This is a genomic window from Streptomyces sp. NPDC005784, from assembly GCF_042871525.1.
GTDB lineage: Bacteria > Actinomycetota > Actinomycetes > Streptomycetales > Streptomycetaceae > Streptomyces.
In genome coordinates this window covers 148,236-168,871 of record NZ_JBIAIQ010000019.1, presented here as the reverse complement: position 1 = coordinate 168,871, position 20,636 = coordinate 148,236, and the positions used below count along the sequence as shown (strand labels likewise).

Genomic DNA, 20,636 nt, shown 5'->3' with positions numbered 1-20,636 from the left:
TCGAACGGCACGCACTACAGGCCATGCACCCACCGGGACCGAGAGGTCACAACCCTACTCGTGAGGGCTGCAGAAGGGATGGTCCTCTAATGAGCGCCACCACCGGCACGATCACGCAGGCGGCTCCCACGGGGGTGGAGCCGCCTGCGCGGGGCACGGAATCCCGGGTGGCCGCAGTCCTGGCCCTCGCCCGCTTCGAAGCACGCGAACTGCTCCTCCAGATCCCGGTCCTGCTCTTCCTCGCGCTGTATGTCGGCTACGCCGGCTGGAGGTTGTTCATCGGGGGCGACGGCATGGACGACTTCCCGGTCCTCCAGGACGCCGACAGGGCCACCCAGCCGACCCCCATGCTGCTGGCCGTCGCCGTGTTCATCTGCGTCAACCGCGCAGTGCTGCGGTCCCGCCGGCATTCCACCGACCAGCACTTCGACATCCTGCCCATGGAGCACTGGCGGCGTACGGTGGCGCACGCGCTGTCCGTCCTGCCCCTCGGTGCGATCACGGCGTTCGTCGTCGGCTTCCAGTACACCTGGGCGGCACTGAAGCCGGGCGCCGTCGGTCACGGCTCACCCGCCGAACTGGTCGTGGGCCCGCTGATGGTCCTGCTGGCCGGTGTCCTGGGCGTCCTGCTCGCCCGGGTGATACCGGTCGGGTTCGTCGCCCCGCCCTTCGTGATCGGCGCGTTCGTCCTCACCACCCTGGTCTCCGCGGCCACCCAGGGAAAGCACTGGGTGGCCTGGCTCGGACCGGTCGTCGTGGAAGAGGGTGCCGACCCCTTCCCCTCCGAACTGCTGGGCCGCCCGGCCGCCTGGCACGCGCTCTATCTGACGGGCCTCGCGGTCCTGCTGCTCTGCGTTGCCGTGCTGATCAGCGGGGGCCGGACCCGGCTGGTCAAGTCGGTGGCCGCGGTCGCGCTCGCCGCGACGGCCGTCGGCGTGGCCGGACAGTCCCCCGACGAGCCGGCCTCGCTGCTCGCGGCCCGCACCAAGGCGTCCGTGACCCCGCAGAAGGTGCAGACCTGCGTAAAGCACGGACGGTCCACGTACTGCGCCTTCCCGGAGTGGGCGGGCCGTACCGCCGACTGGGCCGACGCCGTCGACCGCATTCAGTCCCGCGCGGGCGGTTCGGCCGGGGGCGAGCGGCTGACCGTGCGCCAGCGGATCGACGCCCGTTACGGCCTTCAGAGCGATGCCGCGATTTCCCCGTCCACGACGCCGGGCACCGTGACGGTCGGCACGCGCTGGGGCGGCAACCGCCTTCCCGAGTTCGCGGTCGGTGTCGCCTCTGTCCTGGTCGCGGGCGACGAGGACGCCGCCGGCAAGATGTGCGACGCCCGCGTGGTGACCACGATGTGGCTGGCACTGAGCACACAGCCGGACCCGGTCAAGTCCCTCCGCAACGTCCGGCTCGACGACAGCATCAAGGGTTCCGCCATCGCGCTGGCCCCCACGAACCCCATCTCCATGTCCGCTCAACAGACCACCGTGGTGCGTGAGTTGCTTCAGAGGCCGCACTACAGCGTCGCCGCCAAGGTGAAGGCCCACTGGACGGAGCTGACGTCGGCGAAGACGCCCACGGCACGGGTGGCCGAGCTGCTCGGCGTGCCGGCCGGCGGCGAGGGGACGCACGCGGATTCGGGGAGTGGCTCGTGCGAGGAGTAGCGAAGACACTGGGAGGGACTTCTGCGGGCCCGTCCGCGGAAGCCGCCGGGCCCCCTCCCGCGCACATCGTGGCACGCGCCCTGCTCCGACCTGTCTGGCGCAGTCTGCCGCGGTGGGCCCTGATGACAGGCGCCGTCCTCGGGCTGCTGCCGGCCGCCGCCTCTCGGACGGTCTCCGGTCCACCGGATCCATGGCTCTGTCTGAACCTGTTGCGGGCCTCCGCCCTCGCCTTCGCCCTGGGGCTGGCGTTCCTGCTCGACGATCCGGCCCGGCACACCACGGCCACGGTGCCGGTCAGGCGCCCTCTGCGGACCGGGCTGCGGCTGGCGCTCGTCGTGCCGTCCATGGTGGCGTGCTGGACGGCCGCGCTGTTCCTCGAACCCGCCAAGGGCCGGCCCCCGGTGGGCGCGATCACCCTGGAGGCAGCCGCCGTCATGGTGGTCGCGCTGGCCTCCGCGCTCGTAGCCGTGCGGCACTCGGACGCCGGCGAGCCGGGGATCGCGATATCCGCCGGAATCCTGGGCGCGTTCTTCGGCGCCGCGCTGCTGCTCCCCGAACGCTGGGAGCTCTTCGTCGGACCGTCCGACCCGCACTGGGACGACGCGCACCGGCGCTGGGCGGGCGTCCTGGTCATCGCCGTGCTGGCAGGAGCCCTCTCCCTGGCCGAACCCCTGCGGCGACGCCGGACAACCGTCCTCGCCCACCGCTGACCTCGGCCCGCGGAGCGGAGCTCGCGCAGCGAGGGCTCAGGACTCCGTTCGGTACATCAGGTCCGTCTCGTGGGTGACGAAGCCGAGACGCTCGTAGACGGTGACCGCCGCCTTGTTGTCGGCGTCGACGTAGAGCATCGCGGTGGGCAGGGTCTGTGCGGCGAGGTGGCGCAGGCCGATCGTGGTCAGCGCCTTGCCGAGACCGCCGCCCTGGGCGCCGGGGCGCACACCGAGGACGTACACCTCGCCCAGCCCCTCCTCGGCGTGGACCTTGGTCCAGTGGAAGCCGACGAGTTCGTCGCCGCGGAAGGCGAGGAAGAAGCCGGCCGGGTCGAACCACGGCTCGGAGGTCCGGTCGTCCAGGTCACGCTGGGTGAGGGAGCCCTGTTCGGGGTGGTGGGCGAAGGCGGCGGCGTTCACGGCGAGCCAGGCGGCGTCGTCCTGGCCGGGCACGAAGGTCCGGACGGTCACTCCCTCCGGCAGCTTCGGCTCGGGCAGGTCGAGGTTCTCCAACGGGCGGCGCATCTGGCGCAGTTCGCGGAACAGGGTGAGGCCGAGGACCTGTGCGAGATGCCGGGCGGCGGAGTGCCCGCCGTGCGCCCACACCCGCAGCCGCTTCCCGGACTCGTTGAGCATGGCCGAGCCGAGGGCCCGTCCGTGCCCGTGACCCCGGTATGCCGGGTGGACGACCAGCTCGGCGGCCGGGGCCTCGACCGGGTCGGTGTCCTCCAGCTGTGCGTAGCCGATCAGTTCGTCGCCGAGGGTCAGCAGCAGATGCCGGACGCCCTCACGGCTCCCGCCCTTCAGCTGAAGCCGCCCCTGTTCGGACACGGCCTGCTGTCCATCGGCCCGAGCGGCTTCCGCGAGCAGCCGGAGCACGTCCTCGGCCTGATCCGGGGAGAGCACGGAATAGGTCTCGATGGAGCGGGTGAGGGCGAAGGGTGCCGCGTCGTCGCTGGTCATGGATACGAGGGTACGGCTCGGTGATGGGGGGACGAGGAGTTGGGCGGCGTGGACACGGGTCGTGGCGGGGAAGGGCAATCCGGGCCGGTCCGAGCATGCCTTCGCGGATCGGGGCAGAGGCTCGAAGGGGTGCCCGACGGTACTCGATGGGCGGCGGTGACGTGCACCACGAACCACGCCGCCACCGGGCGCAACCCGTTCAACCTGCTCACCGCTGCCCGGTCCGAAGAGCCCGATCCCGTCACCGCACCCAACGACCGTCATCCGTAGAGGTCACACATTCGAGGCGGGAACCTTCGTTCTCTCCGGGCCTCGTACGGGCGGAGGCCGTCGAAACTCATACGTGCACGCCAGAACATGCTCACAGGCAGTCAAATCGCCAACCCCCTTTCGCGCTACGCGCGTTGATTCTAAAGTGCGTGCAAAGCTGCGGCTGTCCTTCAGGTCGTGGGGCTCGCGCACGGTTCGCGCAGCCCGCACGGCCTGAGGGCCCCGCACGGCTCGCATCACGTGCGGGGCCGGCAGTCCGCACCACCCGCACCACCCGCACCACCGCGGGTCCCGAACGGCGCACGTCGCCGGCGGGGGCCCGGCAGCTCGGACAGCCCGTTCGGCACGCACCACCTGCTCGGCACGTACCACTGCTCGGCTCACGTACGGCACACCGTTTCGCATCTCACCGTTCTCCAGGGGGAACCATGCCGCCCACGATCCGGTACAGACGCACTCATCGCCTCCTCGCGGCCGCCGCCGGCCTCGCCACCGTCGGTGCGCTGGCCGCGGCGATGCCCGCCAGCGCGCACCAGGACAAGGCCACACCGCTGCACCACCACGGCAGTGGCCGCTACCAGGACGTCCAGTTGCTGTCCTTCAACGACCTGCACGGCAACCTGGAGCCGCCGACCGGTTCCTCGGGCCGGGTCACGGAGCTGGAGGCGGACGGCACGACGAAGACCATCGACGCGGGTGGTGTCGAGTACCTGGCCACGCATCTGCGCAACGCCCGCAAGGGCAACAAGTACTCGATCACCGCGGCCGCCGGTGACATGGTCGGCGCCTCCCCGCTGATCTCCGGCCTCTTCCACGACGAGCCGACGATCGACGCGCTCAACGGCCTCGACCTCGACGTCACTTCGGTCGGCAACCACGAGTTCGACGAGGGCGCCAAGGAGCTGGCGCGGCTCCAGAAGGGCGGCTGCCACCCGACGGACGGCTGTTACGGCGGAGAGAAGTTCACCGGCGCCGACTTCCCCTACCTCGCGGCGAACGTCACCGACGAAAAGACCGGGAAGCCGATCCTCAAGCCCTACTGGGTGTGGAAGAAGAACGGCGTCAAGATCGGCTTCATCGGCGTCACGCTGGAGGGCACACCGAACATCGTCTCGGCCGAGGGCGTCAAGGGCCTGAAGTTCGGCGACGAGGTCGAGACGATCAACAAGTACGCCAAGGAGCTCCAGCACCAGGGCGTGAAGTCGATCGTCGCGCTGATCCACGAGGGCGGGGCGCCCGCGTCGACGGCGTACAACTTCGACTGCGACAGCCCCGGCGCCGGTGACGGCATCTCGGGGCCGATCGTCGACATCGCCAAGAACGTCACGCCGGCCGTGGACGCGCTGATCACCGGCCACACCCACCAGGCGTACGCGTGCACCATCCCCGACCCGGCGGGCAGGCCCCGCATGGTCACCTCGGCCTCCTCCTTCGGCCGGCTCTACACGGACACGACGCTGACGTACGACCGTTGGACCGGCGACATCGCCCGCACGGCGGTGAAGTCCGCGAACCACGTGGTCACGCGTGATGTCGCGAAGGCCGCCGACATGACGTCGTTGATCACCAAGTGGAAGGCGCTCTCCGCGCCGGTCGCCTCGCGCTCCATCGGCTACATCGCGGGTGACATCGGCAACACCGGCACCGAGTCCCCGATGGGCGACCTGATCGCCGACGCGCAGCTCGCGTACGCCAAGTCCGTCGACCAGGAGGCCGACCTCGCGGTGATGAACCCGGGCGGCATCCGCGCCGGACTCACCTACACCGCGAGCGGCGGTGAAGGCGACGGGGTGGTGACCTACGGGGAGGCGTACACGGTCCAGCCCTTCGCCAACACGGTGAACCTGGTCGACCTCACCGGCGCCCAGGTGATCACCGCACTCCAGCAGCAGGTGAGCGGTGCCAACGAGGCCGCTCCGAAGATCCTTCAGATCTCCAAGGGCCTCACCTACACGCTCGACCAGACCAAGACCGGCGCGGCGCGTGTCGTCGCCGATTCGGTCAAGCTCAACGGCACGGCGATCGACCCGGCCGCCACCTACCGCGTCGCGATGAACTCCTTCCTCGCGGGCGGCGGCGACGGCTTCGCGGAACTCGGCAAGGGCACGAACGTCCGTGTCGGCGGCGACGACCTGGCCGCCCTGGGTGCCTACCTGACGGCCAACTCCTCGGCCTCGACGCCGTACCCGGTCCCGGCGGCGGACCGGATCACGATCGTTCAGTAGCTGATCCCGAGGACCGGGCTCGGGGGCTTCCGCTTCGTTCCCGAGCCTCGTTCCCGAGCCTCGTCCCCGAGCTGCGCCGTGAGACGAACGAGCCCCCACCCCTCGCAGTCGCCGAGTCGGGTGGGGGCTCGTTCGCGGGAGCCTGTCAGGCATTGTCGCTCATGGGGTGTCGGTCCATGGGGTGTCGGTCAGGACATGTCCGGCGGAGCCGTCGGAGCCCCCGGAAGCCGTACGGTCGCGATCGTGCCGCCGCCCGCCGCGGGGTGCAGCGACACCTCGCCGCCGCACTGCTGGACCGTGCGGGCCACGATGGACAGGCCGAGGCCCGAGCCCGGGAGGGCCCGCGCGTCAGGGGAACGCCAGAAGCGGTCGAAGACGTGCGGGAGTTCGTCGGTGGGGATGCCGGGGCCGTGGTCGCGCACGGTCAGTTCGCCGTCCTTCAGCCGGACGTCGACGGTGCCGCCCCCGGGGCTGAACTTCACCGCGTTGTCGAGGATGTTCACGATCGCCCGCTCCAGCGCGGAGGGCTCCGCCCGGACGAACCAGGGCTCCAGATCGGCCGTGATCGTCAGCTCCGGGCCGCGCAGCCGGGCCCTGCGCAGGGCCGCTTCCACGGTGTCCTGGAGTGCCACGACCTCCACCCGGTCGGCCGGGTGTCCCGCGTCCGAACGCGACAGCGTCTGCAGGTCGCCGATCAACGCCGCCAGTTCGGTCATCTGCGCCGTCACCGAGGCGAGCAGCGCCTTGCGGTCCGCCGGGGGGATCGGGCGGCCGATCTCCTCGCTGCGGGTGAGGAGTTCGATGTTCGTACGCAGGGAGGTGAGCGGAGTCCGCAGCTCGTGCCCGGCGTCGGCGATGAGCTGCTGCTGCAACTCGCGGGAACTTGCGAGGGAGGCGGTCATCGAGTTGAACGAACGGGAGAGCCGGGCGATCTCGTCGTCGCTCTCCTCGTCCACGGGGATGCGGATGGTGAGGTCCTCGGTACGGGCGACGTGCTCGACGGCGTCCGTCAACTCGTCGACGGGGCGGAGACCGGCGCGCGCCACCCAGAGCCCGGCCGCCCCGGCGCCGACCACTCCGATGCCGCCGACGAGCAGGAGCACCAGGGCCAGCTCGTTGAGCGTGGAGTTGGTGCCCTTGAGGGGGACGGCGTACATGGTCGCGGCGTCCGGGACGATCGAAGTCGTGCCGTTCTGATCGCCAATGGTCAGGGGGACCGTCAGAACCCGTACGGGGTTGCCCTTGGTGTCGCTGCCGTCGCGGAAGATGCCGTGGCCCGCGACCGGGTTCTTGGCGAAGTCGGTGTCGCTGCCGGTGACCTCGATCTTGCCCGGCGAGACGGGTGCGACGCAGGACTGACCGTTCGCGGTGACCACCTGGAGGTAGGACTCGAACTGTGCCCGGAACCCCCCGGCGTCGGGCGGTGTCTGGCCGGACGGGTCGCTCGTGGAACTGTTGCAGTTGTTGATGGTGTTGGCGATGTTCCTGCCCTGCGGGCGGGTCGCCGACGACTGCAACTCATTGTTCAGCTCGTCGTACAGCTTCCCGCGCACGATGAACCAGCACGTCACCGAAACCGCCGCCACCGCGAACGCCACCGCCGCCGCCACCAGCAGGGCCAGTCGGGACCGCAGGGGCAGCGACCTGAATCTGCGCATCACTCCGCGCCGCCGGAGCGCAGTACGTACCCCACGCCCCGCACCGTGTGGACCAGGCGCGGCTCGCCGCCCGCCTCCGTCTTGCGGCGCAGGTACATGACGTAGACGTCGAGGGAGTTCGACGACGGCTCGAAGTCGAAGCCCCAGACCGCCTTCAGGATCTGTTCGCGGGTGAGGACCTGGCGCGGGTGGGCCAGGAACATCTCCAGCAGGGTGAACTCGGTGCGGGTGAGCTCCACCGGGCGCCCCGCACGGGTGACCTCGCGCGTCGACAGGTCCATGCGCAGGTCGCCGAAGGTCAGCGCGTCGTCCTCGACGACCGCACCCGCCGACGCCGCGTACGAGCTGCGCCGCAGCAACGCCCGGATGCGGGCGAAGAGTTCGTCGAGCTCGAAGGGCTTGACGAGGTAGTCGTCCGCCCCGGCGTCCAGCCCCGTGACCCGGTCACCGACCGTGTCACGGGCCGTCAGCATCAGGATCGGCGTGGTCGTGCCCGCGCCGCGCATCCGGCGGGCCGCGGTGAGACCGTCCATGCGGGGCATCTGGATGTCGAGGACGACCAGGTCGGGCTGGTAGGCCGTCGCCTTCTCCAGGGCGTCCGCGCCGTCGACCGCGACCTCGGTGTCGTACCCCTCGAAGGCGAGACTGCGCTTGAGTGCGTCGCGCACGGCCGGCTCGTCGTCGACGATCAGGATGCGCTGGGTTTCACGGTCGCCTTCGGCGGAGCTCATGGGTGTCGGGTTCCTCGGGTGGGATGGGTCGTGATCGGGTGCTTTCAGCCTCGCACGTTCCGGGCTGCCCCGGAATGGATCAGCTTCGTACGGTACGGCGGTGGCCGGAGGCCCGGCGCGGGGCGGGCCGGGAGACGGCGGGGGCCAGTTCCGGGGCGCGCCGTGCGGGCGTGTGCAGCTCGCGGGCGACCGCCAGGGCGAGGCCGAGTCCGGCCGGGTCGCCGACGGCCGCGGTGTGCGGGACGCGCTTGATCATCATGGCGACCTCCGGGGTCAGCTGTCGGAACCGCCGGCCCGCAGCGTGGCCAGGTCGGACTTGACGGTGTTGATCGGGATGGCGAAGCCGAGGCCGACGCTGCCCGCGCTCGACGAGGACGACGAGGAGTCCGAAGCGGCCGAGTACATCGCGGAGTTGATGCCGACGATGTTGCCGTTCATGTCGATGAGGGCGCCGCCGGAGTTGCCCGGGTTGAGCGAGGCGTCGGTCTGCAGGGCCTTGTACGTCGTCGTGGAGGAGCCGGTGTCGCCGTTGAACTGGCGGCCGCCGAACTCGAACGGCCACTGGCCGCTGCCGCCGCCCTGCTGTTGCTGCTGGCCCTGGCTCTCGTCGGTGGAGACGGTCACGTCACGGTCGAGGGCGGAGACGATGCCGCTGGTGACGGTGCCGGTCAGGCCCTCGGGGGAGCCGATCGCGACGACCTGGTCACCGACCTGGATGCCGTCGGAGTCGCCGAGCGTGGCCGGCTTCAGACCGGACGGCGCGTTCTCCAGCTTGATCAGCGCGAGGTCCTTCTTGCTGTCGGTGCCGACGGTCTTCGCGGTGTACGACTTGCCGTCGTTCAGCTGGACCTTGATCTCGGAGGCGCCCGAGATGACGTGGTTGTTGGTGACGATCTCGCCGCCGGTCGTGATGATCACGCCCGAGCCGGTGGACGAGCCCGCGTTCGAGGTCGCGCTGATCTCGACGATGCTCGGGCTGACCGCCTTGGCGACGCCGGAGACCGTGCCCCGCTGGCTGGTGGGCACCACGCTGGTGCTGCTGGTGCTGCTGGAGGCGACGGTGTCGTTGCCGGTCAGCTCCTGGAAGGCGTACGCGGTGCCGCCGCCGATGGCCGCGGCGACGATGGCCACGGCGGCGAGCAGGGCGAACGGCCCCTTGGCCCGTCGCTTGGCGGTGGCGGCCGCGCGGGGCTCCGGGTGGCCGGGTGCCGTCGTGGCGAACGCCGCGGTGGAGCCGACGGGGTCGGGATCGGGGTAACCGGCGTACGGGTCCGCGCCGTGGCCGCCGTTCCCGCCGCCGCCACCGTGGCCGGAGCCCGGCCAGACGGTGGTGCCCGGCTCGACGTGGACCGGCGCGGCCGGGTCGTACGCCGGCGGTGGAGGCCACTCGGGGTTCACGGAGGAGGGATGCGACTGCTGCTCGGGGTACGCGGACCCGTGGTCGTCGCCCTGGGGGTACTCGCCGCTGCGGCGGAAGCTGTCGGTCATGAAATAAGACTGTCCCCGGATCATGAGAGCTCCCTGAGTGGTCCCTGAGAAGCCCGACAGAACCTCGTATGCCCGATATAAAGATGCTTCCTGCGAGTCTCCTGCGAACCCCCTGCGAGTTCTCTGTGTGATCCCCGGTGCGTCTCGGTGTGCCCGGAGCCGACCGCGGCCGCCCGCCGGAGCGTTCGGGACGGCCCCCGTCACCCGGACCGTCCCGCTCCGGCGAACGGCAGGTTGCGCCCGGGTGATGTCCTGGAACGCCCGGGACGAACACTCGTCCGACCGCCGTGAAGGGCGTGTGTCGAGGGGCGGGTGAGGCCTACGATTTCCGGGCCGGAGGGGGGCTCCGCGGTTACGCCCGATGTCGATGCAAGCGATTGCCGTCGACGATCGGGCCGGTGCGTCGTATGCCCTTCTCGGGCCTCTGACGAAGAAGACAGCACACGCACCCACACCAGGAGTCCTGAGTGATACCTGCCCTGCGCGACCGCTGGAGACGCCCCGCCACGGCGTTGCCGACGGCCGCTCTCGCGCTGGCGCTGACCTGCGCCGGCGCCCTCGCGGCGCAGCCCGCCACCGCGGCCGACAACCCGGCCGGACTGCCCGACGCGAGCGTCGCCCAGTCCACGGCGGCGCCCGCGCCGACCGCCTCCGACAAGGAGTTGCGCCACCGCGTCGTCGAGGCCGCCAAGACCCAGGCGACCCCCGACACGGCTCCCAAGAAGACGCCGTTCATCATCGGCGGCACCGAGACGACGATCTCCTCCGCGCCGTGGATGGTCCAGCTCTCCTATTACGACAGCACGGCTCAGGTCGGCTACTTCTGCGGCGGCACCCTCGTCGCCCCGAACAAGGTCCTGACGGCGGCCCACTGTGTCGCGGGTCTGGACTGGACGGACAACGGCGCGGTGGTCGCCGGTGCCACGGGTCTGCTGGACGACACCAACGGCACCGTCGCGGGCGTCTACCGCCAGTGGAACCACCCGCACTTCAACGACTCGACCCTCCAGAACGACATCGCGGTCCTCACCCTGGACCGTCCTCTGGAGCAGCAGTGGCAGAAGCTGGTGGCCGCGGGCGACAGCGCCTCGTACAGGGCCGGCAACTCCGCCACCGTCTACGGCTGGGGCCTGACCTCCGGCGCCACGGACGCCGACCTGTCGGCGAACCTGCGCAAGGTCACCCTGCCGCTGGTCTCCGACTCCACCTGCAACAGCGCGATGAACTCGGTCCTCGGCGAGGACGACTTCGTCGAGGGCTCGATGTTCTGTGCGGGCACCCCGGCGACCGGCGTGGACGAGGGCACCAAGAGCCCGTGCAACGGTGACTCCGGCGGTCCGGTGATCGTCGGCGGCAGGGTCGTCGGCATCGTCTCGTGGGGTGTCTCCGGCTGCACCGCGAAGGGCGCCTACCCGGTGTTCACCAAGGTGTCCTCGTACACCTGGGCGGCCCAGCCCCGCATCGACGACACGGACCTGACCTTCGACGGCCGCGCCGACCTGCTGGAGCGGACGCCTTCCGGCGGCCTGTTCGAGCAGGACAGCAAGGGCACCTCGCTCGCCGCCCGTGCCTACCAGGGCAACGGCTGGCAGAACGCCAGCTGGGTCCTCCAGGCCGATCTGGACCGGGACTTCTACCAGGACCTGATCGAGCGCGACAAGAACGACGGCAAGCTCTACCGCAGCTACCTGAACCACGGCACGGGCCAGTTCGAGTGGATGCAGATCAGCTCGGTTTGGGGCGGCTACAAGTCGTACGCCGTCCCCGGTGACCTGACCGGTGACGCCCGCCCCGACCTGGTCGCGGTGGACTCCGACGGTTCGGTCTACCTCTACCCGGGCAAGGGCAACGGCCAGTTCTACGGCCGGGTCAAGATCGTCGACAAGGCGTGGAGGAACGTCAAGATCTTCGGCCACGGCGACCTGTCCGGTGACGGCCGTGCCGACCTGCTGGTCCGCAACAGCTCGGGCGTCCTGTACCTCTACCGGGGCACGCAGGTCGAGAAGACCCCGTTCTCCGCGCGCATCCAGGCTCGTACGGGCTGGAACTTCACCGCGAACGTGGCTGACGGCGACGTGACCGGTGACGGTATCGCCGACGTCGTCGCCCGCGACTCGGGCGGCACGCTCTGGCTCTACCCCGGCACCGGCAAGGCTTCCAGCAGCCTCTTCGGCAGCCGCAAGAGCCTCGGCACGGGTTTCAACCAGTACAACCTGCTGTTCTAGTTCCTACCTGGCCCACTGCTGCAAACAGAGATCCCCGCGCCCCCTCAGGGGCGCGGGGATCTCCGCGGTCCGTGCGTGCGTGCGGCGGCGTCGGGCCCGCCGAGCGGGGTCTACTCGCAGCCGCAGGAGTGGCGTACCACCAGGCGTGAGGGGAACAGCTTCAGCCGCTCGCGGCGGGACCCCGGCACCCGCAGCCCGTCGTCCAGTACGAGGTCCACGGCCGCGCGGGCCATCGCCGAGCGGTCCGATGCGATCGTTGTCAGAGGAGGGTCGGTCAGGGCCGCTTCCTTGACGTCGTCGAACCCGGCGACAGCCAGCTGACCCGGCACGTCGATGCGCAGCTCGCGCGCGGCCCGCAGCACACCGATGGCCTGGTCGTCCGTGGAGCAGAAGATGGCCGGCGGCCGGTGCGGTCCGGCGAGCAGCTCCAGGCCGACCTGGTAGGCGTCGTAGCGGTTGTACGGGGCCTCGAAGAGGCGCCCCTCGGTCGGCTTGCCGGCCTCCTGCATGGCGCGCCGCCAGCCCTCGACGTGGTCGGAGACGGGGTCGCCGACGGCGGGCGTCTCGGCCGTACCGCCGAGACAGGCCACGTACTCGTACCCGTGCTCCAGAAGGTGCCGGGTGGCGAGCTGGGCGCCCCCTATGTCGTCGGTGACGACGGCCACGTCGTCGATCGCCTCGGGGCGTTCGTGGAGGAGCACCACACGGGCGTCCCACGCGTCGATCTCGGCGGCCGCGTGGTCGTTCAGCGCGTGGCTGACGAGGATCAGTCCGGAGACCCGCATGCCGAGGAAGGCGCGCAGATAGTGGACCTCGCGCTCGGCGATGTAGTCGGAGTTGCCGACCAGCACCATTTTTCCGCGCTCGGCGGCGGCCTGTTCGACCGCGTGCGCCATCTCCCCGAAGAAGGGCTGGCGCGCGTCCGGCACGATCAGGCCTATGAGCTCGGTCTTCCGCGATGCCATGGCCTGGGCGACCCGGTCGGGCCGGTACCCCAGCTCCTTGATCGCGGCGAGAACGCGCTCGCGCGTGGCCGGGGCGACCGGCCGGGGTCCGTTGTTGATGACATAGCTGACGACGGCGGTGGACGTACCCGCCAGTCGCGCTACATCATCCCTAGTCACCTTGGCCACGCGCGGAGTCTACGCGGATGGACCTACCTCTGGGCAGGGCGTACGGCGGCTTCCTGCGGCTCCACGGCGGCCTCGGCCGGGGCGGCGCTGTCCAGGTGCGCCGTCTCGTCCGCATCCTCCGGCTTTGGCTGGGCCGCCTTGGCCTTCGCCCCGTCCGCGGCGCGGTCCACCTTCTCGGGGGTAACGAATCGATAACCGACGTTCCGGACGGTTCCGATCAGCGACTCGTGCTCGGGTCCGAGCTTCGCGCGCAGCCGCCGTACGTGGACGTCGACCGTCCGCGTACCGCCGAAGTAGTCGTAGCCCCAGACCTCCTGGAGCAGCTGGGCGCGGGTGAAGACGCGGCCCGGGTGCTGCGCCAGGTACTTCAGGAGCTCGAACTCCTTGAAGGTGAGATCGAGGACCCGGCCCTTGAGCTTGGCGCTGTACGTCGCCTCGTCCACGGAGAGGTCGCCGTTGCGGATCTCCATCGGGGAGTCGTCGTTGACGATCTGCTGGCGGCCCATCGCGAGCCGCAGGCGGGCCTCGACCTCGGCCGGACCGGCCGTGTCGAGGAGGACGTCGTCGATGCCCCAGTCGGCGGTGACGGCCGCGAGGCCGCCCTCCGTCACGACGAGGATGAGTGGACAGCCGGGTCCCGTGGAGCGCAGCAGCTGGCACAGGCTGCGGACCTGCGGGAGATCACGTCGTCCGTCGATCAAGATGACGTCGGCACCTGGGGTGTCGACGAGAGCTGGGCCTTCCGCCGGAGCCACGCGCACGTTGTGCAGCAGCAGGCCGAGAGCGGGAAGCACCTCCGTCGACGGCTGAAGGGCATTGGTCAGGAGCAACAGAGAACTCATCGCGCCTCACCCACTTGGGTCGTCCTGCCTTCGTGCACGGTTCGCTCGCCCATAACGTCTGGTTCCTCCTCGGTCCCTGCGAGGACGTTTACGGCACTGCCCTGTACGTGCGGTTCCCGCGCCCCTGGGATCCGCTGTGCGTCCGAGGCCCGTACACCTGCGGTTTCCCGCTTCGTATACAACGCTTCCGAAAGCACAAAAGGACCCGGGGGCTACTCTGCCCGAGTCCTCATGCCCAGCAGAATAGCCCACATGAGCTCAGGTCCGGCAGGTCAAGTGACGCGATCTTTCAAGAGTCCACGCCTTGAGACAACGTCGCGCACCCCTTTGCGGAAGTTTCTGCGCACGGTCGACGGGGTGACGATCGACGCCGCCTACGACCCCGGAACGGAGTCGTCGGGTGACCTTGCGTTCATCGTCGCACACGGATTCACGGGTGATCTGGACCGTCCGCACGTCCGCCGCGCTGCCGGCGTCCTCGCCCGCGGCGCGGCGGTGGTCACCTTCTCCTTCCGTGGTCACGGCGGATCGGGCGGCCGTTCGACGGTCGGCGACCGCGAGGTCCACGATCTGGCGGCCGCGGTCGCCTGGGCGCGTGAACTCGGGCACACCCGGATCGTGACCGTCGGCTTCTCGATGGGCGGCTCGGTGGTGCTGCGGCACGCCGCGCTGTACGGGGAGAAGGGGCCGGGGCCAGGTGGTGAGCCGGGGCCCGGCCGGGAGCACGAGGGGCGCACAGGGGCGCATACGGACGTGGTGGTTTCGGTGAGCGCACCGGCCCGTTGGTACTACCGGGGTACGGCCCCTATGCGGCGGGTGCACTGGCTGGTAACCCGCCCGGAGGGCCGGATCGTGGGCCGGTTCGGTCTGCGGACCCGGATCCACCACCGCGACTGGGACCCGGTGCCGGAGTCCCCGGTCGAGTGCGTCCCGCACATCGCGCCGACCCCGCTCCTCATCGTCCACGGCGACCAGGACGGCTACTTCCCCCTCGACCACCCGCGCATGCTGGCCGAGGCCTCCGGCGGCCACGCCGAACTGTGGCTGGAGCACGGCATGGGGCACGCCGAGAACGCCGCCGCCGACGACCTGCTCACCCGGATCGGGGACTGGGCCGTCACCCACGCGGGCTAGCCTGACGGGGTTCACGCAAACAGACGCGCGGACACCACACACCAGATCGCTGATTGAGGAACGAGATGGCAAAGGGCACGGTGCGTTACTGGGCCGCCGCCAAGGCCGCGGCAGGCGTCGACGACGAGCCGTACGACGCGGGCACGCTCGCCGAGGCACTCGACGCGGCCCGCGAACGACACCCCGGCGAACTCGTCCGCGTCCTGCGGCGATGCTCGTTCCTGATCGACGGTGATCCCGTGGGGACCCGCGGGCATGAGACGGTACGGCTGGCCGAGGGCGGCACGGTCGAGGTGCTCCCGCCGTTCGCAGGAGGGTGAGCGAGACGATGAGCAACCAGCCGTACGAGGGTCGGCACGAGGGGTACGACCCGTATCAGCAGCCCCAGCAGCAGGAGCCCCAGCAGCAGCCCGAGTGGCCGCAGCACACCCAGCAGTGGGAGGGGCGGACCTGGGAGACGCAGGCGCAGACGCCGGTCCCCGCGGCGGACACGTATCTGCCTCCGCAGGGGTACCAGACGTACAGCGAGCCCCAGGGGTACGGCGGCGTCGTGGGCGCGCCCCTGCCCCCCGAGGCTCCGGCACAGCCGTGGACCCCGGCACACCCGCCGGCCGCCGATGCGGCATCCGGCGCCGGCGGGACCCTTCCCGAGAGCGCGAGCGAGGCCGCCGGGTACGGGCCCGCGACCGTCATCGGCCAGAGCCGGATCACCGACGCCCAGCGCGCCCGCGCCGAGGGTCGGTCGCCGATCATCGAGCCGGGGATGCAGCCGGCCGCGCTGACGGCGCTGCTCGCGCTGCTGCTCTCCGGGGCGGCGGCGATCGGGGAGTACGCGCTCGTCGTCCCCCTCGTCCTGCTCCAGGCCGTCACGGCGGCGGGCTGGTTCCGGCTGAACGGGATGTGGCCCGCCCGGCAGGGCATCGCGCTGGCGTTCCTGGGCGCGGTGACCGCCGACGTGGCACTGCTCGCGGCCGGCCGGGAGAACGCGCCCGCCGCGATCCTCGGCACCCTCGGTGTGTGGGTCCTGCTGACCCTCGTGCTGCAGTTGCGCAGTCACGCCGACCCGGACACCCGGATGTACGGCCTGATGGCGACCGTCGTCTCCGCGGCTCTGTCGATCATCGCGGCCGGGTATCCGGCGGCCGAGCCGGACGCCGTGACGGTGGGCGCCGCCGCGGTCGCCGTGGCGATCCTGGCCCGCGCGCTGCCGCTGCCCACGGCGGCCTCCGTGGTCGTCGCGCTGCTGGCCGCCGCGGGCGCCGGTATCGCGGTCGGCGGGATGACGGACCTGGGCACACAGGGCGCCTTCCTGGGCCTCGGCGCGGGTGCCTGCGCGCTGATCGGGCACCGGGTGGCGAGCTACGACTACCCCTCCCGGTTCGTCCACTTCACCGCGGGCGTGGCACTGCCGCTGGCCGCCGCCGCCCCGGCGGTCTACCTGCTGGGCCGAGCGCTGGGCTGATCGCCGATCCCGTCGGCCGGATCCCGTCGGCCGGATCCGGGCGTCGGGCCGCGCCTATCGTCACAGGTGATCGACAACTACCTTCAAGGGCCCCCGATTTGGGGGCCCTTCGGGGTTAGGCTCGCGCTCGGCGGCCACTCGGCCGTTCAGACGGGGCCGTCCCAGGTGGGGGAACATCGAGCATGCGCGCACTGCGAATAACCCTGATTCTCGCAATCGTTCTCGGCGGTCTTTTCGTGCTCGCCGACCGGGTTGCGGTCGGGTTCGCGGAGGACGAGGCGGCCGGCCGGATCAAGAGCACCGAGGGCCTCGCGACCACCCCCGACGTGTCCATCGGGGGCTTTCCGTTCCTCACCCAGGTCGTCGGCGGTGAACTCGACGACGTGAAGATCGGCATCAAGAGCTACGAGGCGTCGACGGGCGGCACGGGCTCCTCCGCCGGCACCATCCGTATCGACGACCTCAACGCCGAGATGCACGGCGTCGCCTTCAACGGTGACTACAGCTCCGCCACCGCCGGCAGCGCCACCGGCAGCGCGTCGATCTCGTACGCCGAACTGCTCAAGGCCGCGAAGTCCGGCCCCGCGGACGTGGCGCCCGGCGTCGAGGCCCAGGTCATCGGCCTCTCCGACGGCGGCAACGGCAAGATCAAGGTCACCGTCTCGGGAACTGTCCTCGGCACCAAGCTCCCCGAGCCGGTCTCGGTGCTCAGCTCGGTCACCGTCTCCGGCGACACCGTGAAGGTGCACGCCGACTCGCTGCCCAAGCTGGGCGTCCAGCTCGCCGAGGGCCGGATCCGCTCCATCACCGACTTCCAGCAGAAGATCGAGCAGCTGCCCGGCGGCATCAAGCTCGACAAGGTCGAGGCGGCCCCGGGCGGTGTCGAGATCTCGGTGAAGGGTTCGGACGTCAGGCTGGTCGGGTAGAAGGCACTCCTGCCGGACCAGGCCCGTAGAAGTCCTACCGAACCGTGAAGTCCTACCGAAAGAAGTCCTGCCGAACCGGTCCGGGCCGGTTCGGACCGGCCCGGGATGAAGATTCTGCCGGGAGGGTCCGGTGGAACGGCCCGGTGGAAGGCCCCGTCGGCGGGTGGCTGTCCGAAAGGCGAGACGGCCCCGTCCGTACCGCAGATGCGGCGGCGAATTGATGACCGATACAGACCCCCGGAATCCATGGGGACCGGGCCTCGACGGCGCCTGCGTATCACAATGCGGACGATCGCGTCTCAACATTCGACACGCCGGTGACATGCGCGCCTGTCCGTCCCTACGATCGGACCCATGAAGCGACAGGCGGACCTCACGAAGCGGCGGGCAGTAGACCTGTGCCGCGTCGCCGCCATGCTCTGTCGCACCTTCTGAGCGGAAGCCTTCCCGCCTTCCGCGAGCCGGGCCCCTGGACCTCTCTTGTCCGGGCCACCATTGCGCCGCGCAGCCCTCACCGGCATGCAGCACCGCGCACCCTCTCCAACGCACCACCCCGCCGCAACTGCCCCGGAGGAGAACGAGCATGAGCCGCAGCGACGTCCTGGTAGACGCCGATTGGGTCCAGGACCACCTGGACGACCCGAACGTGGCCGTCGTCGAGGTCGACGAGGACACGTCGGCGTACGAGAAGAACCACATCAAGAACGCCATCCGGATCGACTGGACCAAGGACCTCCAGGACCCGGTCCGCCGTGACTTCATCGACCAGGAGGGCTTCGAGAAGCTCCTCTCCTCGAAGGGCATCGGCAACGACACGCTGGTCGTCCTCTACGGCGGCAACAACAACTGGTTCGCGTCCTACGCCTACTGGTACTTCAAGCTCTACGGCCACGAGAACGTGAAGCTGCTCGACGGCGGCCGCAAGAAGTGGGAGCTCGACTCCCGCGACCTGGTCGACGGCTCGCAGATCCCCGACCGCGCCGCCACCGCCTACAAGGCCAAGGCCCAGAACACCTCGATCCGCGCCTTCCGCGACGACGTCGTCGCCGCGATCGGTTCGCAGAACCTGGTCGACGTCCGGTCGCCCGACGAGTTCAGCGGCAAGCTGCTCGCCCCGGCGCACCTGCCGCAGGAGCAGTCGCAGCGTCCGGGCCACGTCCCGAGCGCCCGCAACATCCCGTGGTCGAAGAACGCCAACGACGACGGCACCTTCAAGTCGGACGACGAGCTCAAGGAGCTCTACGCCGCCGAGCAGGTCGACCTCGCCAAGGACACGATCGCCTACTGCCGCATCGGTGAGCGTTCCGCGCTCACCTGGTTCGTGCTGCACGAGCTCCTCGGTGTGCAGAACGTCAAGAACTACGACGGCTCCTGGACCGAGTACGGCTCCCTCGTCGGCGTGCCGATCGAGCTCGGCGCCAACAAGTAACCCTCAAGGCCTGAAGGACGGAATCGAAATATGTGTGGAGCGAAGGCCGGCGGCCCCGACGCCTCGACGATCAAGCCCGGTGAGACCACGATCCAGGGTCAGGTGACCCGCGACGGCGAGCCGGTGACGGGCTACGTCCGTCTCCTGGACTCGACCGGCGAGTTCACGGCGGAGGTCCCCACCTCCGCGACGGGTCAGTTCCGCTTCTACGCGGCCGAGGGCACCTGGACCGTCCGCGCGCTGGTCCCCGGTGGCACCGCCGACCGCACGGTCGTCGCCCAGACGGGCGGCCTCGCCGAGGTCGCGATCGCCGTCTGAACGGCGGACCGCCGTCCGTGACGGCAGTCGACTGAACGGCCGAAGGGCCGCACCCCCGGGGGTTGGACGCTTACCGGATCGGGGTGCGGCCCTTCGGCTTGCCCTCCTCGCCCGCCCCGGCACCCGTCCCCGCCCCGCAGGGGTCGCCGACACTGCGCCGGACGGGTTGTCCGGGCCTACGCTGGTGGTATGTACGCGCGCAGGCGTCATCTGTACTTCGCCATGATGGGGACGTGCATCGTGCTGTTCGTCCTCGCCTGGGGAGTCGTACGGCTGTGGTCGGTTCCCGTGGCCGTCGGAATGTGTGTGGTGGCCATGCTGATACCGCCGGTGGCCGCGATGGTGGCCAACCGGCGGGGGCCGGAGGACCGATGGTGGGACGACCCGTCCGGGGACCCGAAGTCCGACGAGTGGTGGGACGAGCTGGACGGCAAGAAACGACGGCAGCAGTAGAGCGGCAGCACTGAAAACGGCGGCGGAAGCAGGAGCGGAAAAGGCGTCTATGTCGCGTACGAGGTTGTCCACCGTGGTGCTCGACGCGCCCGACGCCCATGAACTGGCCGACTTCTACCGGAGGCTGCTCGGATACGAGGTGCGCGCCGAGGAGCCCGAGTGGGTGCTCATCGGCCCGCCGTTCGGCGGGGTCGCGCTCGCCTTCGAGACCGAGCCGCTGTACACACCGCCGGTATGGCCCGCGGGCCCCGGTGACCAGCGGATGATGCTCCATCTCGACATCGAGGTCGACGACCTGGCCGAGGAGACCGTCCACGCCGTCGAGCAGGGTGCCCGGCTGGCCGACCATCAGCCCCAGGAGGACGTACGGGTGCTGTTCGACCCGGCGGGCCACCCCTTCTGTCTCTGGGTGGACACGCGCGGCCGGCGCAGACGCGGTCAGTAGGGCCGCGGCGCGGTCGGCGGAGGCGCGGGCCCTGCCCGCGGAGCCGTGCGGACGGCGTCAGTAGACCAGCGCCTGCGTCCCGTCCGCCATCGCCTCCTGCACGAACACCTGCGCACCCGCGATCCGTACGCCCTCCAGGACGTCCTTCTCCGTGATGTCGCGCCGGGCCGCGCACTGGGTGCACAGGGTGATGCGCCCGGCCGCCAGGATCGAGTCGATCAGATCGGGCAGCGGCGCCGCGTGCGGCAGCTCGAACTCGGCGGCGCGGCCCGGCAGCGCGAACCACGCGGACTCGCCGGTCAGCCAGAGAGAGACCTCGACGCCACTGGCCACGGCCACCGCCGCGACGGTGAACGCCTGTGAGCAGCGCTCCGGGGCATCGGCCCCCGCCGTCACCTTGATCACGAGCTTGTTCGCCATGACCGCCATGGTATTCCGAATCGTGATCAACGTCCGGGCAACCCCATGCGTGAGCCATGGGTCTCCTGTGCACGCGGATACGGAATCCGTGCTTCACGTTCGTGGGGGGACGTCTTGGTAGTACCCGAAGGATCCGAAACACC

22 protein-coding genes are annotated in these 20,636 nt (G+C 70.5%); 14 read left to right on the top strand and 8 right to left on the bottom strand.

The features are described 5' to 3' along the window. The first annotated feature begins 89 nt into the window (after window positions 1–89). Window positions 90–1,661, top strand: coding sequence for an ABC transporter permease (locus tag ACFYR3_RS27505; RefSeq protein WP_355841073.1), 1,572 nt, complete (start codon window positions 90–92; stop codon window positions 1,659–1,661). Between the two features lie 122 nt (window positions 1,662–1,783). Next, the gene (locus ACFYR3_RS27500; protein ID WP_355841074.1) at window positions 1,784–2,371 is read left to right on the top strand and encodes an ABC transporter; all 588 of its coding nucleotides are present in this window, start codon (window positions 1,784–1,786) and stop codon (window positions 2,369–2,371) included. Between the two features lie 36 nt (window positions 2,372–2,407). On the opposite strand, the gene mshD is transcribed toward ACFYR3_RS27500, so the two are convergent. Continuing rightward, on the bottom strand, window positions 2,408–3,334 hold the full coding sequence (gene mshD, locus ACFYR3_RS27495; RefSeq protein WP_355841076.1) for a mycothiol synthase: 927 nt from the start codon (window positions 3,332–3,334) through the stop codon (window positions 2,408–2,410). Window positions 3,335–3,463: 129 nt separating this feature from the next. Between mshD and ACFYR3_RS27490 the strand changes: the two genes are divergently transcribed. Both ACFYR3_RS27490 and ACFYR3_RS27485 read left to right on the top strand, forming a co-directional pair. Further along, window positions 3,464–3,604: a hypothetical protein gene (locus tag ACFYR3_RS27490; protein ID WP_389284923.1), complete on the top strand. Its 141-nt coding sequence runs from the start codon at window positions 3,464–3,466 to the stop codon at window positions 3,602–3,604. 428 nt (window positions 3,605–4,032) lie between these two features. Beyond that, window positions 4,033–5,829 (top strand): bifunctional metallophosphatase/5'-nucleotidase, encoded by a 1,797-nt coding sequence (locus tag ACFYR3_RS27485; protein WP_389284922.1) that lies wholly within the window; start codon window positions 4,033–4,035, stop codon window positions 5,827–5,829. A gap of 188 nt (window positions 5,830–6,017) precedes the next feature. Here ACFYR3_RS27485 and ACFYR3_RS27480 read toward each other — a convergent pair whose 3' ends face one another. The 4 genes from ACFYR3_RS27480 to ACFYR3_RS27465 form a co-directional block, all read right to left on the bottom strand. Further along, window positions 6,018–7,487 carry a HAMP domain-containing sensor histidine kinase gene (locus ACFYR3_RS27480; RefSeq protein WP_356784657.1) on the bottom strand — a complete coding sequence of 490 codons (1,470 nt, stop codon included), beginning with the start codon at window positions 7,485–7,487 and terminating at the stop codon, window positions 6,018–6,020. Continuing rightward, window positions 7,487–8,218 (bottom strand): response regulator transcription factor, encoded by a 732-nt coding sequence (locus tag ACFYR3_RS27475; protein ID WP_355841082.1) that lies wholly within the window; start codon window positions 8,216–8,218, stop codon window positions 7,487–7,489. Before ACFYR3_RS27475 ends, ACFYR3_RS27480 begins: the two co-directional genes overlap by 1 nt. Before the next feature lie 79 nt (window positions 8,219–8,297). Beyond that, window positions 8,298–8,477: a hypothetical protein gene (locus tag ACFYR3_RS27470; protein WP_356784706.1), complete on the bottom strand. Its 180-nt coding sequence runs from the start codon at window positions 8,475–8,477 to the stop codon at window positions 8,298–8,300. A 14-nt stretch (window positions 8,478–8,491) separates the two neighbouring features. Beyond that, the gene (locus ACFYR3_RS27465) at window positions 8,492–9,706 is read right to left on the bottom strand and encodes a S1C family serine protease (RefSeq protein WP_389284921.1); all 1,215 of its coding nucleotides are present in this window, start codon (window positions 9,704–9,706) and stop codon (window positions 8,492–8,494) included. 467 nt (window positions 9,707–10,173) lie between these two features. On the opposite strand from ACFYR3_RS27465, the gene ACFYR3_RS27460 reads away from it, so the two are divergent. Further along, window positions 10,174–11,931 carry a trypsin-like serine protease gene (locus ACFYR3_RS27460; protein WP_355841088.1) on the top strand — a complete coding sequence of 586 codons (1,758 nt, stop codon included), beginning with the start codon at window positions 10,174–10,176 and terminating at the stop codon, window positions 11,929–11,931. A 110-nt stretch (window positions 11,932–12,041) separates the two neighbouring features. Here the strand turns inward: ACFYR3_RS27460 and ACFYR3_RS27455 are convergent, their stop codons facing one another. Continuing rightward, complete coding sequence (locus tag ACFYR3_RS27455) at window positions 12,042–13,064, bottom strand: LacI family DNA-binding transcriptional regulator (RefSeq protein ID WP_355841090.1); 1,023 nt, start codon at window positions 13,062–13,064, stop codon at window positions 12,042–12,044. A 23-nt stretch (window positions 13,065–13,087) separates the two neighbouring features. After that, window positions 13,088–13,906: a response regulator transcription factor gene (locus ACFYR3_RS27450; RefSeq protein WP_355841092.1), complete on the bottom strand. Its 819-nt coding sequence runs from the start codon at window positions 13,904–13,906 to the stop codon at window positions 13,088–13,090. Between the two features lie 252 nt (window positions 13,907–14,158). On the opposite strand from ACFYR3_RS27450, the gene ACFYR3_RS27445 reads away from it, so the two are divergent. The 9 genes from ACFYR3_RS27445 (at window position 14,159) to ACFYR3_RS27405 (ending at window position 20,073) form a co-directional block, all read left to right on the top strand. Next, complete coding sequence (locus ACFYR3_RS27445; protein WP_389284920.1) at window positions 14,159–15,040, top strand: alpha/beta hydrolase family protein; 882 nt, start codon at window positions 14,159–14,161, stop codon at window positions 15,038–15,040. A 65-nt stretch (window positions 15,041–15,105) separates the two neighbouring features. Then, window positions 15,106–15,360 carry a MoaD/ThiS family protein gene (locus ACFYR3_RS27440; RefSeq protein ID WP_261702086.1) on the top strand — a complete coding sequence of 85 codons (255 nt, stop codon included), beginning with the start codon at window positions 15,106–15,108 and terminating at the stop codon, window positions 15,358–15,360. Between the two features lie 8 nt (window positions 15,361–15,368). Continuing rightward, a complete protein-coding gene (locus ACFYR3_RS27435) occupies window positions 15,369–16,502 on the top strand; it encodes a hypothetical protein (RefSeq protein WP_389284919.1) in 1,134 nt (377 codons plus the stop codon). Window positions 16,503–16,684: 182 nt separating this feature from the next. Further along, window positions 16,685–17,428, top strand: coding sequence for a DUF2993 domain-containing protein (locus tag ACFYR3_RS27430; protein WP_356784669.1), 744 nt, complete (start codon window positions 16,685–16,687; stop codon window positions 17,426–17,428). Window positions 17,429–17,782: 354 nt separating this feature from the next. Next, on the top strand, window positions 17,783–17,863 hold the full coding sequence (locus ACFYR3_RS27425; protein ID WP_350310325.1) for a putative leader peptide: 81 nt from the start codon (window positions 17,783–17,785) through the stop codon (window positions 17,861–17,863). Between the two features lie 148 nt (window positions 17,864–18,011). Beyond that, window positions 18,012–18,857 carry a sulfurtransferase gene (locus tag ACFYR3_RS27420; protein WP_355841100.1) on the top strand — a complete coding sequence of 282 codons (846 nt, stop codon included), beginning with the start codon at window positions 18,012–18,014 and terminating at the stop codon, window positions 18,855–18,857. A gap of 30 nt (window positions 18,858–18,887) precedes the next feature. Further along, window positions 18,888–19,175, top strand: a complete 288-nt coding sequence (locus tag ACFYR3_RS27415; protein ID WP_054232391.1) for a DUF1416 domain-containing protein — start codon at window positions 18,888–18,890, stop codon at window positions 19,173–19,175. Between the two features lie 189 nt (window positions 19,176–19,364). Next, the gene (locus ACFYR3_RS27410; RefSeq protein WP_355841102.1) at window positions 19,365–19,628 is read left to right on the top strand and encodes a DUF3099 domain-containing protein; all 264 of its coding nucleotides are present in this window, start codon (window positions 19,365–19,367) and stop codon (window positions 19,626–19,628) included. 49 nt (window positions 19,629–19,677) lie between these two features. Further along, complete coding sequence (locus tag ACFYR3_RS27405; RefSeq protein WP_355841104.1) at window positions 19,678–20,073, top strand: VOC family protein; 396 nt, start codon at window positions 19,678–19,680, stop codon at window positions 20,071–20,073. Window positions 20,074–20,130: 57 nt separating this feature from the next. Here the strand turns inward: ACFYR3_RS27405 and ACFYR3_RS27400 are convergent, their stop codons facing one another. Beyond that, window positions 20,131–20,493, bottom strand: a complete 363-nt coding sequence (locus tag ACFYR3_RS27400) for a DsrE family protein (RefSeq protein WP_261702080.1) — start codon at window positions 20,491–20,493, stop codon at window positions 20,131–20,133. Window positions 20,494–20,636 lie beyond the last annotated feature (143 nt).

Excerpts from the sequence above, each read along its gene's own strand:
- ACFYR3_RS27505 (WP_355841073.1), top strand. The coding sequence starts at position 90 with ATGAGCGCCACCACCGGCACGATCACGCAGGCGGCTCCCACGGGGGTG.
- ACFYR3_RS27500 (WP_355841074.1), top strand. The coding sequence starts at position 1,784 with ATGACAGGCGCCGTCCTCGGGCTGCTGCCGGCCGCCGCCTCTCGGACG.
- mshD (WP_355841076.1), bottom strand. The coding sequence starts at position 3,334 with ATGACCAGCGACGACGCGGCACCCTTCGCCCTCACCCGCTCCATCGAG.
- ACFYR3_RS27485 (WP_389284922.1), top strand. The coding sequence starts at position 4,033 with ATGCCGCCCACGATCCGGTACAGACGCACTCATCGCCTCCTCGCGGCC.
- ACFYR3_RS27480 (WP_356784657.1), bottom strand. The coding sequence starts at position 7,487 with ATGCGCAGATTCAGGTCGCTGCCCCTGCGGTCCCGACTGGCCCTGCTG.
- ACFYR3_RS27475 (WP_355841082.1), bottom strand. The coding sequence starts at position 8,218 with ATGAGCTCCGCCGAAGGCGACCGTGAAACCCAGCGCATCCTGATCGTC.
- ACFYR3_RS27470 (WP_356784706.1), bottom strand. The coding sequence starts at position 8,477 with ATGATGATCAAGCGCGTCCCGCACACCGCGGCCGTCGGCGACCCGGCC.
- ACFYR3_RS27465 (WP_389284921.1), bottom strand. The coding sequence starts at position 9,706 with ATGACCGACAGCTTCCGCCGCAGCGGCGAGTACCCCCAGGGCGACGAC.
- ACFYR3_RS27450 (WP_355841092.1), bottom strand. The coding sequence starts at position 13,906 with ATGAGTTCTCTGTTGCTCCTGACCAATGCCCTTCAGCCGTCGACGGAG.
- ACFYR3_RS27445 (WP_389284920.1), top strand. The coding sequence starts at position 14,159 with ATGAGCTCAGGTCCGGCAGGTCAAGTGACGCGATCTTTCAAGAGTCCA.
- ACFYR3_RS27440 (WP_261702086.1), top strand. The coding sequence starts at position 15,106 with ATGGCAAAGGGCACGGTGCGTTACTGGGCCGCCGCCAAGGCCGCGGCA.
- ACFYR3_RS27435 (WP_389284919.1), top strand. The coding sequence starts at position 15,369 with ATGAGCAACCAGCCGTACGAGGGTCGGCACGAGGGGTACGACCCGTAT.
- ACFYR3_RS27430 (WP_356784669.1), top strand. The coding sequence starts at position 16,685 with ATGCGCGCACTGCGAATAACCCTGATTCTCGCAATCGTTCTCGGCGGT.
- ACFYR3_RS27425 (WP_350310325.1), top strand. The coding sequence starts at position 17,783 with ATGAAGCGACAGGCGGACCTCACGAAGCGGCGGGCAGTAGACCTGTGC.
- ACFYR3_RS27420 (WP_355841100.1), top strand. The coding sequence starts at position 18,012 with ATGAGCCGCAGCGACGTCCTGGTAGACGCCGATTGGGTCCAGGACCAC.
- ACFYR3_RS27415 (WP_054232391.1), top strand. The coding sequence starts at position 18,888 with ATGTGTGGAGCGAAGGCCGGCGGCCCCGACGCCTCGACGATCAAGCCC.
- ACFYR3_RS27410 (WP_355841102.1), top strand. The coding sequence starts at position 19,365 with ATGTACGCGCGCAGGCGTCATCTGTACTTCGCCATGATGGGGACGTGC.
- ACFYR3_RS27405 (WP_355841104.1), top strand. The coding sequence starts at position 19,678 with ATGTCGCGTACGAGGTTGTCCACCGTGGTGCTCGACGCGCCCGACGCC.
- ACFYR3_RS27400 (WP_261702080.1), bottom strand. The coding sequence starts at position 20,493 with ATGGCGAACAAGCTCGTGATCAAGGTGACGGCGGGGGCCGATGCCCCG.